The organism is Arthrobacter sp. P1_B9 (assembly GCF_056406495.1).
Genome location: NZ_JBFUAA010000003.1, coordinates 131,424 through 149,066, shown reverse-complemented (window position 1 = coordinate 149,066; position 17,643 = coordinate 131,424). Strand labels below are relative to the sequence as shown.

Annotated in this window: 17 protein-coding genes; 11 read left to right on the top strand and 6 right to left on the bottom strand. The window is 67.5% G+C overall.

The genetic code is table 11. The features are described from left to right. Positions 1-7: 7 nt before the first annotated feature. The gene (locus AC1D1A_RS05705; RefSeq protein ID WP_230008885.1) at positions 8-550 is read right to left on the bottom strand and encodes a WhiB family transcriptional regulator; all 543 of its coding nucleotides are present in this window, start codon (positions 548-550) and stop codon (positions 8-10) included. A gap of 370 nt (positions 551-920) precedes the next feature. Here AC1D1A_RS05705 and AC1D1A_RS05700 point away from each other — a divergent pair, with 370 nt between their 5' ends. Beyond that, positions 921-1,625, top strand: coding sequence for a TIGR03089 family protein (locus AC1D1A_RS05700; RefSeq protein WP_476872704.1), 705 nt, complete (start codon positions 921-923; stop codon positions 1,623-1,625). Between the two features lie 49 nt (positions 1,626-1,674). On the opposite strand, the gene AC1D1A_RS05695 is transcribed toward AC1D1A_RS05700, so the two are convergent. Then, the gene (locus AC1D1A_RS05695) at positions 1,675-2,241 is read right to left on the bottom strand and encodes a GtrA family protein (protein ID WP_223914153.1); all 567 of its coding nucleotides are present in this window, start codon (positions 2,239-2,241) and stop codon (positions 1,675-1,677) included. Positions 2,242-2,509: 268 nt separating this feature from the next. Here AC1D1A_RS05695 and AC1D1A_RS05690 point away from each other — a divergent pair, with 268 nt between their 5' ends. The 5 genes from AC1D1A_RS05690 (at position 2,510) to AC1D1A_RS05670 (ending at position 8,266) form a co-directional block, all read left to right on the top strand. Beyond that, entirely contained in the window at positions 2,510-3,658 is a 1,149-nt protein-coding gene (locus tag AC1D1A_RS05690; RefSeq protein ID WP_476856644.1) for a 5-(carboxyamino)imidazole ribonucleotide synthase, read from the top strand. Then, positions 3,655-4,266: a 5-(carboxyamino)imidazole ribonucleotide mutase gene (gene purE, locus AC1D1A_RS05685; RefSeq protein WP_476947314.1), complete on the top strand. Its 612-nt coding sequence runs from the start codon at positions 3,655-3,657 to the stop codon at positions 4,264-4,266. Before AC1D1A_RS05690 ends, purE begins: the two co-directional genes overlap by 4 nt. A 22-nt stretch (positions 4,267-4,288) precedes the next feature. After that, positions 4,289-5,920 carry an LCP family protein gene (locus tag AC1D1A_RS05680; RefSeq protein WP_476947313.1) on the top strand — a complete coding sequence of 544 codons (1,632 nt, stop codon included), beginning with the start codon at positions 4,289-4,291 and terminating at the stop codon, positions 5,918-5,920. A gap of 80 nt (positions 5,921-6,000) precedes the next feature. Next, on the top strand, positions 6,001-7,290 hold the full coding sequence (gene manA / locus AC1D1A_RS05675) for a mannose-6-phosphate isomerase, class I (protein WP_476947312.1): 1,290 nt from the start codon (positions 6,001-6,003) through the stop codon (positions 7,288-7,290). 4 nt (positions 7,291-7,294) lie between these two features. Then, positions 7,295-8,266: a lipid II:glycine glycyltransferase FemX gene (locus tag AC1D1A_RS05670; RefSeq protein ID WP_230008873.1), complete on the top strand. Its 972-nt coding sequence runs from the start codon at positions 7,295-7,297 to the stop codon at positions 8,264-8,266. An 82-nt stretch (positions 8,267-8,348) separates the two neighbouring features. On the opposite strand, the gene galE is transcribed toward AC1D1A_RS05670, so the two are convergent. Together galE and glpX are read right to left on the bottom strand one after the other, a co-directional pair. Continuing rightward, positions 8,349-9,320: a UDP-glucose 4-epimerase GalE gene (gene galE / locus AC1D1A_RS05665; protein ID WP_476947311.1), complete on the bottom strand. Its 972-nt coding sequence runs from the start codon at positions 9,318-9,320 to the stop codon at positions 8,349-8,351. Positions 9,321-9,472: 152 nt separating this feature from the next. After that, a complete protein-coding gene (glpX, locus tag AC1D1A_RS05660) occupies positions 9,473-10,495 on the bottom strand; it encodes a class II fructose-bisphosphatase (RefSeq protein WP_028277383.1) in 1,023 nt (340 codons plus the stop codon). A gap of 195 nt (positions 10,496-10,690) precedes the next feature. On the opposite strand from glpX, the gene AC1D1A_RS05655 reads away from it, so the two are divergent. The 3 genes from AC1D1A_RS05655 (at position 10,691) to AC1D1A_RS05645 (ending at position 13,557) form a co-directional block, all read left to right on the top strand. Then, positions 10,691-11,425 (top strand): DUF4245 domain-containing protein, encoded by a 735-nt coding sequence (locus tag AC1D1A_RS05655; protein ID WP_476947310.1) that lies wholly within the window; start codon positions 10,691-10,693, stop codon positions 11,423-11,425. Between the two features lie 9 nt (positions 11,426-11,434). Next, positions 11,435-12,049: a carbonic anhydrase gene (locus AC1D1A_RS05650; protein WP_028277382.1), complete on the top strand. Its 615-nt coding sequence runs from the start codon at positions 11,435-11,437 to the stop codon at positions 12,047-12,049. Between the two features lie 71 nt (positions 12,050-12,120). Further along, positions 12,121-13,557, top strand: coding sequence for a class II fumarate hydratase (locus AC1D1A_RS05645; protein ID WP_079553135.1), 1,437 nt, complete (start codon positions 12,121-12,123; stop codon positions 13,555-13,557). 102 nt (positions 13,558-13,659) lie between these two features. Here the strand turns inward: AC1D1A_RS05645 and AC1D1A_RS05640 are convergent, their stop codons facing one another. Further along, entirely contained in the window at positions 13,660-14,328 is a 669-nt protein-coding gene (locus AC1D1A_RS05640; RefSeq protein ID WP_476947309.1) for a VWA domain-containing protein, read from the bottom strand. A gap of 185 nt (positions 14,329-14,513) precedes the next feature. Between AC1D1A_RS05640 and AC1D1A_RS05635 the strand changes: the two genes are divergently transcribed. Together AC1D1A_RS05635 and AC1D1A_RS05630 are read left to right on the top strand one after the other, a co-directional pair. After that, positions 14,514-15,230 carry a TetR/AcrR family transcriptional regulator gene (locus AC1D1A_RS05635; RefSeq protein ID WP_476947308.1) on the top strand — a complete coding sequence of 239 codons (717 nt, stop codon included), beginning with the start codon at positions 14,514-14,516 and terminating at the stop codon, positions 15,228-15,230. Then, complete coding sequence (locus tag AC1D1A_RS05630) at positions 15,227-16,942, top strand: MDR family MFS transporter (RefSeq protein WP_476947307.1); 1,716 nt, start codon at positions 15,227-15,229, stop codon at positions 16,940-16,942. The genes AC1D1A_RS05635 and AC1D1A_RS05630 overlap by 4 nt, the downstream gene beginning before the upstream one ends. Positions 16,943-17,084: 142 nt before the next feature. Here the strand turns inward: AC1D1A_RS05630 and AC1D1A_RS05625 are convergent, their stop codons facing one another. Continuing rightward, on the bottom strand, positions 17,085-17,642 hold the full coding sequence (locus AC1D1A_RS05625; RefSeq protein WP_476947306.1) for a prepilin peptidase: 558 nt from the start codon (positions 17,640-17,642) through the stop codon (positions 17,085-17,087). Between the last annotated feature and the right edge of the window lies 1 nt (position 17,643).

The following is a 17,643-nucleotide window of genomic DNA, read 5'->3' as shown; positions in this document are numbered from 1 at the left end:
TGAAGAATTAGACTGCTCGCTTCCTAAGCCGGCGCCGCTCGCGCTCGGAGAGGCCTCCCCAGATCCCGAAGCGCTCGTCGTTGGACAAGGCGTACTCGAGGCACTGGGAACGCACATTGCAGGCGCCGCAGACTTTCTTGGCGTCGCGGGTGGAGCCGCCCTTTTCTGGGAAGAAGGCTTCGGGATCAGTCTGGGCGCACAGGGCATCGGTCTGCCAGCCGAGCTCGCCCTCGTCGTCGAATTCCTGCCGGGACGGCAGGCCGATCCAGACCGGCTGCCCGGCGGTACCGGAACCGGGCGAATGGAGCTCCATCGGCGGGTCGAGGGGATCGGTGTCATGATCCGGGCCGGACAGGAGCTCGTCGTGCGCTGCGAGGAAGGCCGTGGCGGCCTCCTGCAGGGAATCCTTGGTGTGTTCGTTATAGCGGTCAGCTGCGTCCGGATCCGCCGGATCTACGTACCAGTCAGTCGGCACGCCGCGTGACCGGTATTTCGCCGTGGCCTGGCCGGCAACTACGGCATCTTCATGGATACGCTCTGCTAGCCCCATGGCGTCCCCCTCCTGATTTGCGGCCACTGCAAGACCCCCTTGGACACTCGGTTGAGTGCCGGTTTTTGTGCAGTGGCTTTAGATAACTAATTACACGCGTGTAAGTATCCGGGAGTCAAGCCACGGCGGAGATAATAATCAACTTGATACACAAAGTGGAGGCACGCCACGCCCGGAATTTTTTCGCCTCTCCCGCGAGAACCCGCGGAATAATCAGGGTACTGAGCACTTTTGGGGCTTTTCATTGAATTTTCGGGAAATTTTCCCGCGCCCTGCGCGGACCCCGCCGAACGCCGGGGCCGCCGGGGTGACGGACGTCACGGAGCCGGGGACTCATCGGCCGCGACAACAGCCGTGGCAAGATGAGGGCATGAGCATTCCGGCAATCGACCTGATGACAGCGCTGCGGTCCGGCCAGGCCACGGCGCCCCGGCTGACCTGGTACGGCCCCGATTCGGAACGGGTTGAACTCTCTGGCCGCGTGCTGGACAACTGGGTCGCGAAGACTTCCAACCTGCTGCAGGACGAACTCGACGCCGAACCGGGCATGCGGCTGCGCCTGGACCTGCCCGCGCACTGGAAGTCGGTGATCCTGGCCCTCGCGGCCTGGCAGCTTGGCATGGAAGTGGTCTTCGACGACGCGGAGGCTGACCTGCTTGCCACCGCGGACCCGGGTCCGGGCGCTGCCGCGGGCGGGTTCGACGCCGTCCTGGCCGTGTCTTTGCCGGCACTGGCCATGCGGTGGACGGGTGAACTGCCCAGCGGCGTCCTCGACTACGCCGCCGAGGTCCGCTCCCACGGCGACATTTTCATGCCCCACGTGGATCCGGAGGCGGGACGTCTCGCCGTCCGCACCTCCGACGGCGCAGCCCATGCGCACGGGGCGCTCCTGGACGGTTTTGCCGCGGCCCAGGGCCCCGGGCTGCGGCTGCTCGTTCCGGCGGCCGACGGCCTCGAAACCGTCCTTGCGCAGTCATTGGGAACCTGGAAGGCCGACGGTTCCGTGGTCCTGGTGCACCCCGAGGTAGAGGTGACCGGCAAACTGCGGGACGCCGAGCGCATCAGCGGGAACTGATCCCCACGCGCTGAATTCCCGGCACTGATCCCCCTGGGACGGCGGTTCCTTAGGCCGGCGGGCCGGGCAGTTCCGGATCGTTGACGGGTTCCCTGACGGCTGCCGTGGCAACCGGCTGGGAGTGCGGGTGCCGTTCGATGATCTCGTGGTCGTGCGAGAACTCGGGCTCTGCGTCGAGTTCCTGGTTGAACACCAGGAAGCGGTAGGCAAAGAACCGGACCACGGTCGCGACCAGGATGCCGACCACCCCGGCCAGGAAGAGCATGTTCTTGTCGGTGACTCCCATGCCGTACTTCGCGACGGCGGTCAGGCCGGTGGAGATGCCGATGCCGATCCCGTTGATGATGAGGAACATCACGAACTCGCGCAGCACGTTGGCCTGCCGGCGGTGCCGGAACGTCCAAAAACGGTTCGCAACCCAGGAAAAGACCGTCGCCACGCTGGCCCCGAAGAAGCGGGCCTTGGCCTCGCTGTCGGTCATGGGACCGTGCATCAGGTAAAACGTCAGTCCGTTGTCGATGACGAACGCGATGCCGCCGACGGCACCGAACTTGGCCACTTCGCGCCAGAACAGCGAGGCAAGCCCGCGCATGCGCTCGTTAAGTGTAGTAATCATGACCCTCCGTGGCCTTCTGGAACTGTCGGCCATTGGGCCAAACGCCCATTTTAGCGCCGTTTCCCGGGAGTCCGCCCGCAGCGGCCGCTCAGACGGCTCCCTGCGGACCCGGCGGCGGGCGCCGGGCGGGCGGGTGCGAAACCCCCGTCCCGGCACCGTTCCCGCGCTTGCCAATCCCCAAAAGCCGGGTTCCCGTGAGGTTTTCGGTAGGCTGGGACTTGTGACTTTTCCTGTAATCGGTGTTGTTGGCGGCGGCCAGCTTGCCCGCATGATGGCCCCTGCCGCGACCGCCCTGGGCTTTGAGCTCCGTGTTCTCGCCGAAGGCGAGGACGTCTCCGCAGTCTCTGCCGTGGCTAACGCCCCGGTCGGCGACTACAAGGACCTGGAGCATCTGCTCGAGTTCTCCCGCGGCCTCGACGTCCTGACCTTCGACCACGAACACGTCCCCACGGCGCACCTGCGGTCCTTGATCGGTGCCGGCGTGAACGTCCATCCCGGCCCGGATGCCCTGGTCAACGCCCAGGACAAGCTGGTGATGCGCGCCGCGATCGACCGGCTCGAGCTTCCGAACCCCACATGGGCCTCCGTCGCCAATGTCGCGGACCTCGTCGCCTTCGGCGAGCAGACCGGCTGGCCGGTGGTGTTGAAAATGCCCCGCGGCGGCTACGACGGCAAGGGCGTGCGCATCGTGTCCTCAGCCGAGGACGCGGCGGCCTCCGCCGACTGGTTCGAGGCCATGTCCCCCCTGCTGGCCGAAGCCAAGGTGGAATTCAGCCGGGAGCTCTCGGCCATGGTCGCGAGGACGCCTGACGGTGAAACACGGGCCTGGCCGGTGGTGCACACCATCCAGGTGGACGGGGTGTGCGATGAAGTCATTGCCCCGGCCCTGGACATCTCCGTCGATGTTGCCGCAGCCGCGGAAAACGCCGCGGTCCGGATCGCCGGCGAACTCGGCGTGACCGGTGTCATGGCCGTCGAACTCTTCGAGACCCCGGGCGTGGGCGCAGGCTTCCTGATCAATGAACTCGCCATGCGCCCGCACAATACCGGGCACTGGACCCAGGACGGCTCGGTGACCAGCCAGTTCGAGCAGCACCTGCGGGCCATCCTGAACCTGCCGCTGGGCGCCACTGACCTGCTGGGGCCCGTCGTGGTGATGAAGAACTTCCTCGGCGGCGCCAACCAGGACCTCTATTCCGCCTTCCCCGCCGCCCTCGCGAGCGAACCGGCCGCGAAGGTGCACTGCTACGGCAAGGCCGTCCGGCCCGGACGGAAGATCGGCCACGTCAACCTGGTCGGAACCTCAGCCGCCGACGTCGACTCCGTGCGGCAGCGGGCCACCACCGTGGCCGACATCATCCGGAATGGCCGGGCCCACACCGGCGCAATGCCGGCAACCTCCGAGGAGACCGCATGAGCACAGCAGCCAGCCCCAAAGCCAACAAAGCGGGAAACCCCCTCGCCGGCGCCCGCGCGGGCACCCCGCTCGTGGGCCTCGTGATGGGCTCGGATTCGGACTGGCCGGTCATGGAAGCCGCCGCCGAAGCCCTCGCCGAGTTTGGAATCCCGTTCGAGGCCGACGTCGTCTCGGCCCACCGGATGCCCACGGAGATGATCCGCTACGGCCAGACGGCCCACGAGCGCGGTCTTCGCCTGATCATTGCCGGCGCCGGCGGCGCCGCGCATCTTCCCGGCATGCTGGCCTCGGTCACTCCCCTGCCGGTGATCGGCGTCCCCGTGCCGTTGAAGACCCTGGACGGCATGGATTCCCTGCTGTCCATCGTGCAGATGCCGGCAGGCGTTCCGGTCGCCACCGTCTCGATCGGCGGCGCGCGCAACGCCGGCCTCCTGGCCGTGCGCATGCTGGCCTCGGGCACGGACGAACTGGCAGTCCAGCTCCGGGCGGACCTCCTGGAGTTCGCCCAGGAGCTGAACGACGTCGCAACCCGGAAGGGCGCGAACCTCCGGCACAAGGTCAGCGAAGTGTTCGCCGCCGGAAACGTCACCCCGCGTAGCGGCAATTAAGGCAGCCATTAGGAATCCCGGCATGAGCAGCAGCTACGCCCCCACGCACCGCCCTGAGCAGTCCGGGCGGGCACTGGGCGACCCGGTCCGGCACCCCTCCGGCGCCCCGTCCCCGGTGCTCACCAAGCGGGCGTTCGTCCTGATCCTCATGACGCTGCTGGTTCCCGGCAGCGCCCAAACCGTCGCGGGCAGCCGCCGGCTTGGACGGGCCGCGCTGCGCGTGACCTTCACGGTCTGGGCGCTGGCCCTGCTGGCCCTGCTGCTCCTGCTCGTGTCCCGCTCCACGCTGATCAACCTCCTCACCGGCACGGTGCCCTCGCTCCTGCTGGTGCTCGGCCTCGCCTGCCTGGCCATCGGCTGGGCCGCCCTGTTCCTGAACACCTTGCGGCTGATCCGGCCCGGGACGCTCGCCCCCAGGATCCGTCCCGCGGTGGTGCTGGCGCTCGTGCTGGCCATGATCCTCAGCAGCGGATCCCTGGGCTACGCGGCCTATCTGCTCAATATCAGCCGCAACGCCATCGGCAGCATCTTCTCCGGCTCCGGCCCCACCCTTGAGCCGTCCGATGGCCGGTACAACTTCCTGATGATGGGCGGCGACGCCGGAGCGGACCGCACAGGCCGCCGCCCGGACAGCCTCTCGGTGATCAGCGTCGATGCCAAGACCGGCAGCACGGCGATCATCTCCGTGCCCCGCAACCTCCAGAACGCCCAGTTCAGCGCGGAATCGCCGATGCGCCAGGTGTACCCGGATGGCTACAACTGCGGCGACGAATGCCTGATCAACGCGATCAACACCGAGGTCACCAACCAGCACCAGGACCTCTATCCCGGGGTGGCCGACCCCGGGGCGCAGGCCACCCTCGAAGCGGTGTCAGGAACGCTGGGCATCAAGGTCCAGGCCTACGTGCTCGTGGACATGGACGGTTTTTCCAAGCTCATCGACGCCATGGGCGGCATCCGGATCAAGGCCGGCGGCTGGGTCCCCATCAGCGGGCCGATGGTGGATGAGGCCAACGGCATCCACGGCATGCCGGACGGCTGGATTCCGGCCGGAGACCAGACGCTCGACGGCTTCCACGCCCTCTGGTACGGCCGGTCCCGGGAATTCGTGGACGACTATGCCCGCATCCAGCGCCAGCAGTGCGTGCAGCAGGCGATGCTGAAGCAGCTCGACCCGGCAACACTGCTGGCCAAGTTCGAGGACATCGCCAAGGCCGGCACCAAGGTGGTCGAGTCGAACATCTCCTCCGGCCAGCTCGGCAGTTTCGTGGACCTGGCCATGAAGGCCAAAGGACAGGACGTCAGCCGCCTGACCATCGGTCCGCCGGACTTCGACGCCGCCTTCTCCACGTCCCCGGACTTCGACGTCATCCACGCGCGGGTGGCCAAACTGCTGGCCAGCCCGTCCGCCGGCGCCGCAGCCGCACCTGACGATGCGGTCCTGCAGCCCGGAACGGCCGCCGGGCCGGTCTCCGCCGCCGGCCCCGTCCCGGCCGCCGATCCCCCGCCCGCGCCGTCGGACTTCACCCCCGTGACCACCACGCCGGACGGCGAGCAGATCACCGAAGAGATGCTGAACCAGTTCAAGCGCAACGGCGACGAACAGTCCATCCGCGACCTCGTCGCCACCAACGGACAGTGCGCGCCGCTCTAACCCCGGCAGCAGCCTTGACCGCAGCAGTGCGACCACATTTCTTTGACGAGACATTTCATTGATCAGACAGGGACCAGGCCATGTACGAACTTGAGAACGTCCTCCGGCCCTACGCCTGGGGCTCCCCGACGGCCATCGCCGGGCTGCTGGGCAGGCCGGCTTCCGGCGGTCCTGAAGCGGAGCTTTGGATCGGCGCCCACCCGGGCTCCCCGTCCGTCGCGCTGACGCCGGCGCCCGGCGGTGCCGGCCCGCACGCACCCGCACCGCACGACGGCGGACGGCTGCCGCTGGACGCCCTGATCGCCGGGGATCCGGAACATTGCCTGGGCAGCGCGAGCGTGGCCGCTTTCGGTCCGCGCCTGCCGTTCCTGCTCAAGGTCCTCGCGGCTGAGGCGCCCTTGTCCCTGCAGGTGCACCCGACGCTCGCCCAGGCCCGGGAGGGCTTCGCGCGCGAGGAAGCCGCCGGCGTCGACCCCGCCGCGACGGAGCGCAACTACAAGGACGATAACCACAAGCCCGAAATGATCTTCGCGCTGACTCCGTTCGAGGCCCTCTGCGGGTTCCGGCCGGCCGCGGAATCCCGTGCGGTCTTCCAGCATCTGGCGGCGTGCTTCGAGCTCGCCGGGCTGGAGCTGCCGCCGCTGGTCCCGCAACTGCTCGAGGACCTGGCGCGGCCGGACGAACCCGCGGCCCTGCGCTCCGCCTTCGAACGCCTCATCTCCGGCGGCGGGGACGTCGCCGAGGCGACGGCGACGATCGTTGCGGCTCTCGTCTCCGGTGCCCCGATGGCCGGGCACGAGGCGGAACTGTCCACCGCGGTGAGCCTGAACGGCCGGTACCCCGGAGATCCGGGAGTGCTGATTTCCCTGCTGCTGAACCGGATTTCCCTCGCCCCCGGTGAGGCCGTGTACCTCCCGGCCGGCAATGTCCATGCCTACCTGCACGGCCTCGGCATCGAGGTCATGGCGTCCTCGGACAACGTGCTCCGCGGCGGGCTCACGCCGAAATTCGTCGACGTGCCGGAACTGCTGAAGACCGTGGCGTTCGAGGCCGTCGACGTGCCCATGCTCCCCGCCGAGACCACCATGCTGGGCCAGGAACTCTTCCGCCCGCCGTTCCGGGAATTCCAGCTGCAGCGAATTGTTGTGGCGCCCGGCGCGGAGCCCGTCCCGCTGGCGCAGTCCGGTGCCGCCGTCGTCATTGTCACCCACGGCTCCGTCCGCCTCGACTCCCCCAAGGGAGAGCTCCGGCTGGAAAGGGGCGCCAGTGCCTTCCTGCCCGCCGCCGAGGCGCCGGTCAATGTCCACGCCGTCTCCGGCGCCACCGGCCCCGCCCTGGCATTTGCCGTCACCACCGCATTGGAAGCCTGACACCATGGATTATTTCCTGCAGAGCCCGCAGTGGGCACAGTTCCAGCGTTCGCTGGGACGCACCGTCCACGAACAGTCCGGGCCCGGGTGGCGCTTCCTAGCGGTGGAGGAATCCAATCCGGCCGGTAAACTGCTGTACTCCCCGTACGGCCCGGTCGCCGAGTCACTGGCAGCGTTCGACGCCGCACTGGCGGCCCTGACGGACCTCGCCCGGACCAGCGGGGCCGTGTTTGTCCGGGTTGAGCCGGTCACCGCAGGATTCACCGCAGCCGAAGCCGACTCGGTACTCCGCAGCCGCGGCCTGCAGCCGGCCCCGGCCAGCCAGCAGCCCGAGCTCAGCTGGATTGTGGACCTCGACCGGGATTTCAAGGACGTCCTGGCGGATATGAAGCCGGCGAACCGGAACCTGTTCCGCAACATCCACAAGAAGGGCGTGAGCTTCCGCTCCAGCCAGGATCCGGCAGAGATCGCCGTCCTCCTGGAGTTCTTGCACATGACGGCCGCCCGCAACGGCTTCAAGCCGCAAAGCGACGAATACCTGACCCAGGTGGCCCTCTCGCTGATGCCGGCCGGCGCGGCGACGCTGTTCATCGCGGAGCTCGACGGCCACCCCATCGCCGCAGCCCTGGCCTACGACTCGGCCGACACCCGGACCTACGCGCACGCCGCCCTGGACGACACCCACCGCAAACTCAGCGCGGGCATCCCCCTGCTTGTCACCTTGATCGCGGACGCCCAGGCGAAGGGCCTCAAGCACGTGGATCTCTGGGGCGTGGCGCCGGAGGACCAGCCCGACCACAAATGGGCCGGGTTCACGGCGTTCAAGAAGTCGTTCGGGGGCCGCGGGATCGCGTATCCCGGAACGTGGGACCTGCCGGTCCGGAAGGTGCGCTACGGCAGCTACCAGCTGGCCCGCAAAGGCGCCCAGCTCGCGAAGAAGCTGCGCGCCCGGTCCCGGGCCCTCGCAAACCGCTAAGGGCCCAGCAGGCGGCACCGGCCACCGGGTCGCCCCGGCCAGCCGGGCCGCTGTTTCCCGGTGGCCGGTGTTGGTGGGGGCGTTAGTTGGCCGTAATGGCGTGCCGCTGGGCGTCGTAGGCGCTGGCCACCATCTGCTCCACGGAGTGCCGCATCTTCCAGTCGAGATCGCGGGCGGCCAGCGTGCCGTCGGCCACGATCCGGTCCGGATCCCCCGCCCGCCGCGGACCGATTTCGGGTTCGAAATCGATCCCCGTGACGTCGGCCATCGCCGTCATGATCTGGCGCACGGACAGCCCGTCCCCGGATCCGAGGTTGTACACCCGCTCCAGCGGCTTGCCCGCCTCGAGCGCCTGGGCGGCGGCCACATGCGAGGTGGCCAGGTCCGCCACGTGCACGTAGTCGCGCACGCAAGTTCCGTCCGGCGTGTTGTAGTCGATGCCGTTGATGCGCGGCGTCTTATCGGCCGTGAGCGCCCGCAGCACGATCGGGAAAAGGTTGTGGGGGCTGGTGTCGTAAAGCTCGGGCGCACCTGAGCCGACCACGTTGAAATACCGCAGCGAGGTGTGGCTCAGGCCCCGGGCCCGGCCCTGGTCACGGATCAGCCACTCGCCGATGAGTTTGCTCTCGCCGTAGGGCGATTCCGGGTTGGTGGGCGTCGCTTCGGTGACGATGTCGCCGGTGGGCGTGCCGTAGGTAGCCGCGGACGAGGAGAACACCAGTTTGTCGACGCCGGTGAGCTCCATGGCCTTGAGCAGTTGCGCGGTGCCCGTGACGTTCTGTTCATAAGTCAGCAGCGGCTCCTGGACGGAAACCCCGGCGTACTTGAAACCGGCCAGGTGGATCACCCCGGTCACCGCGTGCTCCCGCAGCGTGCGGGCCACGAGGTCGGCGTCGAGGATGCTGCCATGGATGAACGGCACATCGGCCGGCACGAACTCACGGTGCCCGCTGGAGAGGGAGTCAATCACCACCGGCTGAATCCGGGCACCGCGCAAAGCGGAAACCACATGAGAACCGATATATCCTGCACCGCCAGTTACGAGCCACGTCATGGCTCCACCCTATCTAATCCCACGGGCCCCGGCCGCCGCACCGCAATAGACACGTCATCATGCACCTGGTTTAAGACGACGAATCCCGGACCGCGGAGGCGGCCCGGGATTCGCTGTGCTCTATCGTGCAGTTCAGTGTTGCCGTTCAGGTGCTAGCTCCTGCGGGCGTAGCCTTCCCACTTGCTGGCCTGGTGTTCGCCGTCGACAAAGCGGATCGTGCCGGACTTGGAGCGCATCACGATGGACTGGGTGAGGACCTTGTCCTTGGAGTAGCGGACGCCCTTGAGGAGGTCGCCGTCGGTGATGCCGGTGGCCGCGAAGTAGCAGTTGTCGCTGGAGACGAGGTCGTTGGTCGAGAGCACGCGCTCCAGATCGTGGCCGGCGTCGATCGCTTTCTGCTTCTCTTCGTCGCTCGTGGGCCACAGGCGGCCCTGGATGACGCCGCCGAGGGACTTGATGGCGCAGGCCGCGACGATGCCTTCCGGGGTTCCGCCGATGCCCATGAGGGCGTCGACTCCGGTGCCGGCACGCGCAGCGGCGATGGCCCCCGCGACGTCGCCGTCCATGATGAACTTCGTGCGGGCGCCGGCTTCGCGGATTTCCTCCACGAGGGGGCGGTGCCGGTCGCGGTCCAGGATCATGACGTTGAGCTGGTTGACCTTGACGCCCTTGGCCTTGGCGATCAGGTGCAGGTTTTGCTTGACCGGCAGGCGCAGGTCCACCATGTCGGCCGCTTCCGGGCCGGTGACGAGCTTTTCCATGTAGAACACGGCGGAGGGATCGAACATGGAGCCGCGTTCGGCCACGGCCAGGACGGCCAGGGCATTGTTGATGCCAAGGGCGGTCAGCCGGGTTCCGTCGATGGGGTCGACGGCGACGTCGCACTCGGGGCCGGTGCCGTCACCGACGTGCTCGCCGTTGAACAGCATCGGGGCTTCGTCCTTCTCGCCCTCACCGATGACAACGACGCCGTTGAAGTGCACGGTCTGCAGGAAGGAGCGCATGGCGTCCACGGCGGCGCCGTCGGCCTTGTTCTTGTCGCCGAAACCCACCCAGTGGCCGCCGGCGATGGCCGCGGCTTCCGTGACGCGGACAAGTTCCAGCGCGAGGTTGCGGTCAGGCTCATCGATCCCGACGGCGAGCGACGGGGAAAGCGTGGAGTACTTCTGGGACATGGGCGCTGGTGTCACGTGAACCTCTTCTTCGAGTGGCGGTCGTTGAACCCGTACGGCCAGGATCGATCCGTCGCGGTGATTCGTCTGATATTGATCATAGTCGGGGCGGACCCGGAAGGTCATGGGATGACCGGCGCGTGACGCACTTCACCGCCGGAGGGGCCGCTGCGCCGCGAATGTGAGATCGGCCCGGACATGCGCGACTATAGAGGGGTGAGTGAATTGCAGGACGCTTCCCCCGCCGCCCCCGGTTCGCCGGCTGGCAGCTCCCCCGCGGCAGACCCGGCCCCTTCCGGACAGCCGCCCGTGAAGCCCGTCATCGCCGCCGCGGCGGCCAAACGCGCCAACGCCTCCGTGATGGGCATGATCATCGCCCTGGTGGTGAGCATCGCCGCGTTCCTGCCGATCGTCCTCATGAATCCGTCTCCGAAGACCGACGGTTACCGGCCCAACGTCAATGTCAGCGCCACCGCGCAGAACGCGGCGGGTGTGGCGGGATTCACACCCGTGGCGGCCGATACCGGCGACACATTCCGCGCCAATTACGCCCGTTGGGAGTCCGGCGCCGGCAGCGGCGTCCCCGCCTGGGAAGTCGGCTACCTGACGCCCAAGGAATCCTTCATCGCCCTCGTGCAGACCCGCACGGCCAACCCCACCTGGCTCCTGCAGCAGACCAAGAACGCTCCCGTGACCGGCACCCGCAACGCCGGCGGCCGCGACTGGGAACTGCGCGACACCGGCAAGGGCGAGAAATCCATGGTGCTGACTGATCGCGGCACCACCGTCATCCTCTCCGGATCCGCGACGCTGGAGGAGTTCTCCGCCCTGGCCACCGCCGTGGTGAAGTCGCTCGAAAGCAACCCTCCCGCCGGGGCATCGTCCAGCACGCCAGGCGCAACAGTTTCACCTTCGGCCAGCCCTTCACCGTAAAGTAGCCACGTGGCTACTTATCTGACTCCCGCACTCGCCTGGCAGCGTCTCCGTGAAGGCAACAAGCGTTTTGTCGCCGGCACGTCCTCACACCCCAACCAGGACGCGTCGCGACGCTCGTCGCTGGTTGAAAACCAGCACCCCTTCGCGGTGATCTTCGGTTGCGCCGACTCCAGGCTTGCCGCCGAAATCATCTTCGACCTCGGCCTCGGGGACGCCTTTGTGGTCCGCACCGCCGGCCAGGTGATCGACGACGCCGTGCTTGGCTCGCTGGAATACAGCGTCAGCGAACTGGACGTCCCTCTGATCGTCGTCCTGGGGCACGACAGTTGTGGTGCTGTCACTGCAACCAAGAACGCCGTGGAAACCGGCCAGATGCCGGTCGGTTTCATCCGCAGCCTGGTGGAGCGGATCACCCCGTCCGTGTTGACCTCGCTGCGTAACAATCAGACCGACGTCAACGACATGGTGGTCGAGAACGTCAAGCAGACCTCGCAGCGGCTGGTGGACAGTTCCCGGGTGATTTCGGGCGCAGTCGACAGCGGCCGCACCGCCGTGATCGGCCTCGCCTACAGCCTGGCTGACGGCCGGGCCGATCTCGTTTCCAGCATCGGCAGGCTGTAAACCCCGGCGCCCGGCCGTCGCAGCCTGCTCACGGTTTTCGGTGGGACTCCTACTCCCAATAAGCTAGCCCCATGACTTCCACAGATGAGTTGAACACCGAAGAGTTCCGCATTGAACACGACACGATGGGCGAAGTCCGCGTTCCCGTGAACGCCCTGTACCGCGCACAGACGCAGCGGGCAGTCGAGAACTTCCCCATCTCCGGCAAGACCCTGGAGCGCGCCCACATCGAAGCCCTGGCACGGGTGAAGAAGGCCGCCGCCCAGGCAAACGCAGAACTGGGGGTGCTCGACGGCGAGCTCGCCCAGGCGATTGCCGACGCAGCCGACCAGGTTGCGGCCGGCAAGTACGACGGCGACTTCCCGATTGACGTCTTCCAGACCGGCTCCGGCACGTCCTCGAACATGAACACCAACGAGGTCATCGCCGAGCTCGCCACGCGTGCCCTCACGTCTGCCGGAAGCGACAAGGTTGTCCACCCGAACGACCACGTCAACGCCTCGCAGTCCTCCAATGACGTCTTCCCCACGTCCGTCCACGTCGCCGCCACGTCCGCCCTTATCAACGATCTGATCCCGGCTCTCGGCTACCTGGCGGAGTCGCTGGAGCGCAAGGCCACCGAATTCAAGGACGTCGTGAAGTCCGGCCGCACGCACCTCATGGATGCCACCCCCGTCACGCTGGGCCAGGAGTTCGGCGGCTACGCCGCGCAGGTCCGCTACGGCATCGAGCGCATCAACGCCGCCCTCCCCCGCGTCGCCGAGGTCCCGCTTGGCGGCACCGCCGTGGGCACCGGCATCAACACGCCGGCCGGATTCCCGGAGCGCGTGATCGAACTGCTGGCGGCCGACACCGGACTGCCCCTGACCGAGGCCCGCGACCACTTCGAGGCCCAGGCCAACCGGGACGGCCTCATCGAAGCGTCCAGCCAGCTGCGCAACATCGCGATTTCCTTCATGAAGATCAACAACGACCTGCGCTGGATGGGCTCCGGCCCCAACACCGGCCTCGGCGAAATCGCCATCCCGGACCTGCAGCCGGGCTCGTCGATCATGCCGGGCAAGGTCAACCCCGTCATCTGCGAAGCCTCCATCATGGTCTGCGCCCAGGTGATCGGCAATGACACCGCCATCGCGTGGTCCGGCACCAACGGCGCCTTCGAACTCAACGTCGGCATCCCGGTCATGGCCGCCAACCTCCTTGAATCCGTGCGCCTGCTGGCCAACACCAGCCGCGTCATGGCCGACAAGATGATCGACGGCATCACCGCGAACGTCGAGCGCGCCCGCTTCCTCGCCGAGGCCTCGCCGTCGATTGTGACCCCGCTGAACAAGTTCATCGGCTACGAGAACGCCGCCAAGATCGCCAAAAAGGCCGTGGCCGAGGGCCTGACCATCCGTGAGACCGTCGTCTCCATGGGCTTCCTCGAGCGCGGCGAACTGACCGAGGAGCAGCTGGACACCGCCCTGGACGTCATGTCCATGACGCGCCCGCCGCACAAGGCCTAACGGCTCCGGGCGGCGCCGCCCCCGAAGAGTACAAGCGCCGCCGGCCGGCATCCTTTCTGGAAGGGTGCCGGCCGTCGGCATGTCTGCACCGCAGGTCAGAACTTAGACGCTGGGCGGTTCCCCGCCGGCGGCCTCCCGCTCCTGCGCCGTGTACGCCGCCGCGGCCGCGGCATCCGCCATGCTGGCACCGCCGATCCGTGCCTCCCGCAACCGCCGCGTCTTGGCGGACTGGACGGAGAAGGCAGCATCGACGTTCCCGGCGGCATAGGTCAGGGCGTCTTCGGCGCGGATGCCGAGGCCGCCGGCGGTCAATACGGCGTCCTGGTTGGCGCCCAAATACGTGAACTGCCAGCCCCACTGGCTCTGCTGCCGCTGGACCAGGGCCTTGACCAGCTCGCCCGTGGCCTCGCGCGAGGAGTTCTCGTGGCCGTCCGTCAGCACGGCCACCAGCACAGTGCCGGGGCGCTCGTCCTCCGGAAGGGCCGCCAGTTCCGCACCCGCTTCGCCGATCAGCCGGACCATGGCGTCGTGCAGGGCGGTGCTGCCCCGCGGCTGCAGGTCCAGGGCCGGCACGTCCTGGATGTCCACCGAGGCGTAGACGCGCTCGTAGGTGTCATCGAACTGCGCCAGCGACAGCCGGCACCGGCCCGCCACTGCCCGCTGTTCGCGGATGAACGCCGCAAACCCGCCCACAGTGTCATCGGCGATGGCGCTCATCGACCCGGAACGGTCCAGGAGGACGTACACGTGCGTCAGGGCTGAATCTGTCATGCTTCCCCATTTCCGGCCCCGACGGCGCTTCTGCCTCGTCGCGGGCCACCTGTTGCCAGCGGTATGGCTGGACAGGAGCAGGCTACGGCCGGGCAGCGACATTATTGCCGGCAACAGCCCAAACAACGTAAACAGCCCAAAGTTTTCTTTTGCACTATTTATAATTTAGTGCAAAAATACACTTCATGGGAAACAGTGCAATTACTTCGGGCGGCCTCCGCGAGCGCAAGCGGGCCGCAACACGGGCGGCGATCACCGCCGTCGCGCGTTCCCTGACCGCCGAACGCGGCCTCAGCGGCTACACCGTGGAGGAAGTCTGCGAGCGCGCGGGCATCTCCCGCCGGACCTTCTTCAACTACTTCCCTGCCAAGGAAGATGCGATCCTGGGCCACGTCGACGACGACTTTCCGGAAGAGGTGGTGGCCCGGTTCATGGCGGGCGGCGCGGGTTCGCCCGCCGGGGAAATCTCGGCCTCACTCCTCGCCGACCTCGTGCGCCTGTCCCTTGATCTGTCAGAGCGGATGAGCGGCTCCGAGGAAGAGACCCGCCAGCTGATCGGGGTGATCAAGAAGGAGCCCCAGCTGATGCTGAAGATCATCGGCGCCACCGAGGCACGCGAGGCCGACTTTGCCCGGCTGCTCGCGGCCAGGGAAGGCGTACCTGCCGATCATCCCGTAGTCCGCATGGCCGTGGTCCTCCTCGGAAACGTCGCCAGGAAAACCAGCGCCGACTACTTCTCCGAGGGCAACGCCCGCCCCTACAAGGACTTGCTGCTGGAAAACATTGCAGCAGCCCGCATGCTCTTCTCCCTGCCGTTCACCATGTCCCAGTTCGACACAGTCCACTTCGACGGAGTCGAGTCAAATACAGTCCAGCCCAACCCTTCCGAAGGAGCGCAATGAGCGCCGCCGTCAGCACCAAACCAGCAGCCGAGCCGCTGCTGCTGACCCAGAAACGCATCTGGATCATCTTCTCCGCCCTCATCGCGGGCATGCTGCTCTCCAGCCTTGACCAGACCATCGTCTCCACCGCCATGCCGACGATCGTCGGCAAGCTCGGCGGCGTGGAACACCAGGCCTGGATTACCACGGCCTACCTGCTCGCCACCACCATCGTCATGCCCATCTATGGAAAGTTCGGCGACATCCTGGGCCGCCGGAACCTGTTCCTCATCGCCATCGGGCTCTTCACCCTCGCCTCCGTCGGGTGCGCCCTCGCCACCGACTTCTGGGGCTTCGTGGTCTTCCGCGCCATCCAGGGCCTCGGCGGCGGCGGCCTGATGATCCTGTCCCAGGCCATCATCGCCGACATCGTTCCGGCCAAGGAGCGCGGCAAGTACATGGGCCCGCTGGGCGCAATCTTCGGCCTCTCCGCCGTCGCCGGACCGCTGCTGGGCGGTTTCTTCGTGGACCACCTGACCTGGGAATGGGCCTTCTACATCAACATCCCGATCGGCATCGCCGCGTTCACCATCGCCTGGTTCACCCTGACGCTGCCGAACAAGAAGGCCGAGAAGCGGATCGACATCCTGGGCGTGCTGCTGCTCTCCGCGGCCACCACGTGCCTGATTTTCTTCACCGACTTCGGCGGCAAGAAGGACGAAGGCTGGGATTCCCCGCTGACGTGGGCGTTCGGCGCCGGGCTGGTGCTCGCCGCTACGGCCTTCATCCTGGTGGAGCGCCGGGCCGAGGACCCGATCATTCCGTTGAGCCTGTTCAAGAACCGCATCTTCGTGAACTCCACCGCCATCGGCTTCACCCTCGGGCTGGGCATGTTCGCGGCGATCGCCTTCGTCCCGACCTTCCTGCAGATGTCCTCCGGGACCTCCGCCGCCGAATCCGGCCTGCTGATGCTGCCCATGATGGTGGGACTCATGGGCATGGCCATCTTCTCCGGCATCCGCATTTCCAAGACCGGCAAGTACAAGATGTTCCCGATCCTCGGGGCCACCCTGACCATCGCGGCAATGCTGTGGTTGACCACGCTCACGGCCGCCACGCCCATCTGGGTCATCTGCGTGCAGCTGTTCGTCTTCGGCGCCGGTCTGGGCTCGATCATGCAGGTGATTGTCCTGGTGGTCCAGAACTCGGTGCCGGCGGACCAGATCGGCACGGCCACGAGCACCAACAACTACTTCCGCGAGGTGGGCGCATCCCTGGGCGTCGCGGTGTTCGGCTCCATCTTCACCACCCGGCTCTCCGAGTCCCTGACCAATGCCTTTACCGGCGCCGGGGCGTCCGCTGAGCAGGCGTCGCAGTCCACCCGGACGATGGACCCCCAGGTCCTCAGCCAGCTCCCGGCGCAGCTCAAGGACGCGATTGTCAACGCCTACGCGGACTCGCTCGCCCCCGTCTTCTGGTACCTGCTGCCCTTCCTGGTCATCGCCCTGATTCTGGCCCTGACCCTCAAGCAGATCCCCCTGTCGGACACCGCCGGCATGGTGGCCCGCGGCGAAGCAGTCGGCGGCGAGGAAGCCGAGCGGCTCGAGGCGGAACGGGCGGCAACCCGCCACGCCGCCGACGCCGCGGAGTCCACGGGGCCGGAAGGGCTTTCAGCCCACGGCAACACCGGTGGGTCCGGCCACGAAGACGAGCTCACCCGCCTGCGCGGCTGAGTGTCCGGAAACTGACGGTCCGGAGACGGCCCGGCAGCAGCCGGTGAGTGCCAGCAGGGGCGCCGCAACCTTTGGGGGTGCGGCGCCCCTGCCGCGTGCCGGCCGGTCGGCTCCGGCAGGCCGGGATGGCCGTGCAGTCGGCCTATCCGGCGGCCGGCAGCAGCATGGCGGCGGCCGTGCCGGCCAGCATGAAGGGCCCGAAGGGAATGGCCGACTGCAGCGTCCCGCGCCGTGCGGCGAGCAATCCGAGACTCCACAGCCCGCCGAGGACGAACGCCGCAAAGGTCCCCGCCATGACGTGCCCCCAGCCCAGGAATCCCAGGTACATTCCCAGGACGCCCGCGAGTTTCACGTCGCCGAATCCCATTCCCGGCGGATATACCGCGTGCAGGAGAAAGTAGAAAAGCCAGAGGGCTGCCCCGCCGGCCAGGACACGGAGCCCCGGAATGCCGAAAGCCCCGGCGTCGGCTGTGCCGGCCACGTCCTGCCCGCCGGGAAGCAACTGGCTGGCCGCCGCGCCCAGCAGAAGGACTCCGGCGATCCCATAGGAGGGAAAGACGATCCTGTCCGGGAGCAGGTGGTGCCGGACGTCAATGACCGTGAGCCGAGCGGCCATCACGAAGAAATACGCGCACGCAGCCAGGGCAAGCCAGAAAGCCAGCGGGTTGGCGGCGCCCAGGGTGCCGAGTCGTTCGATCACC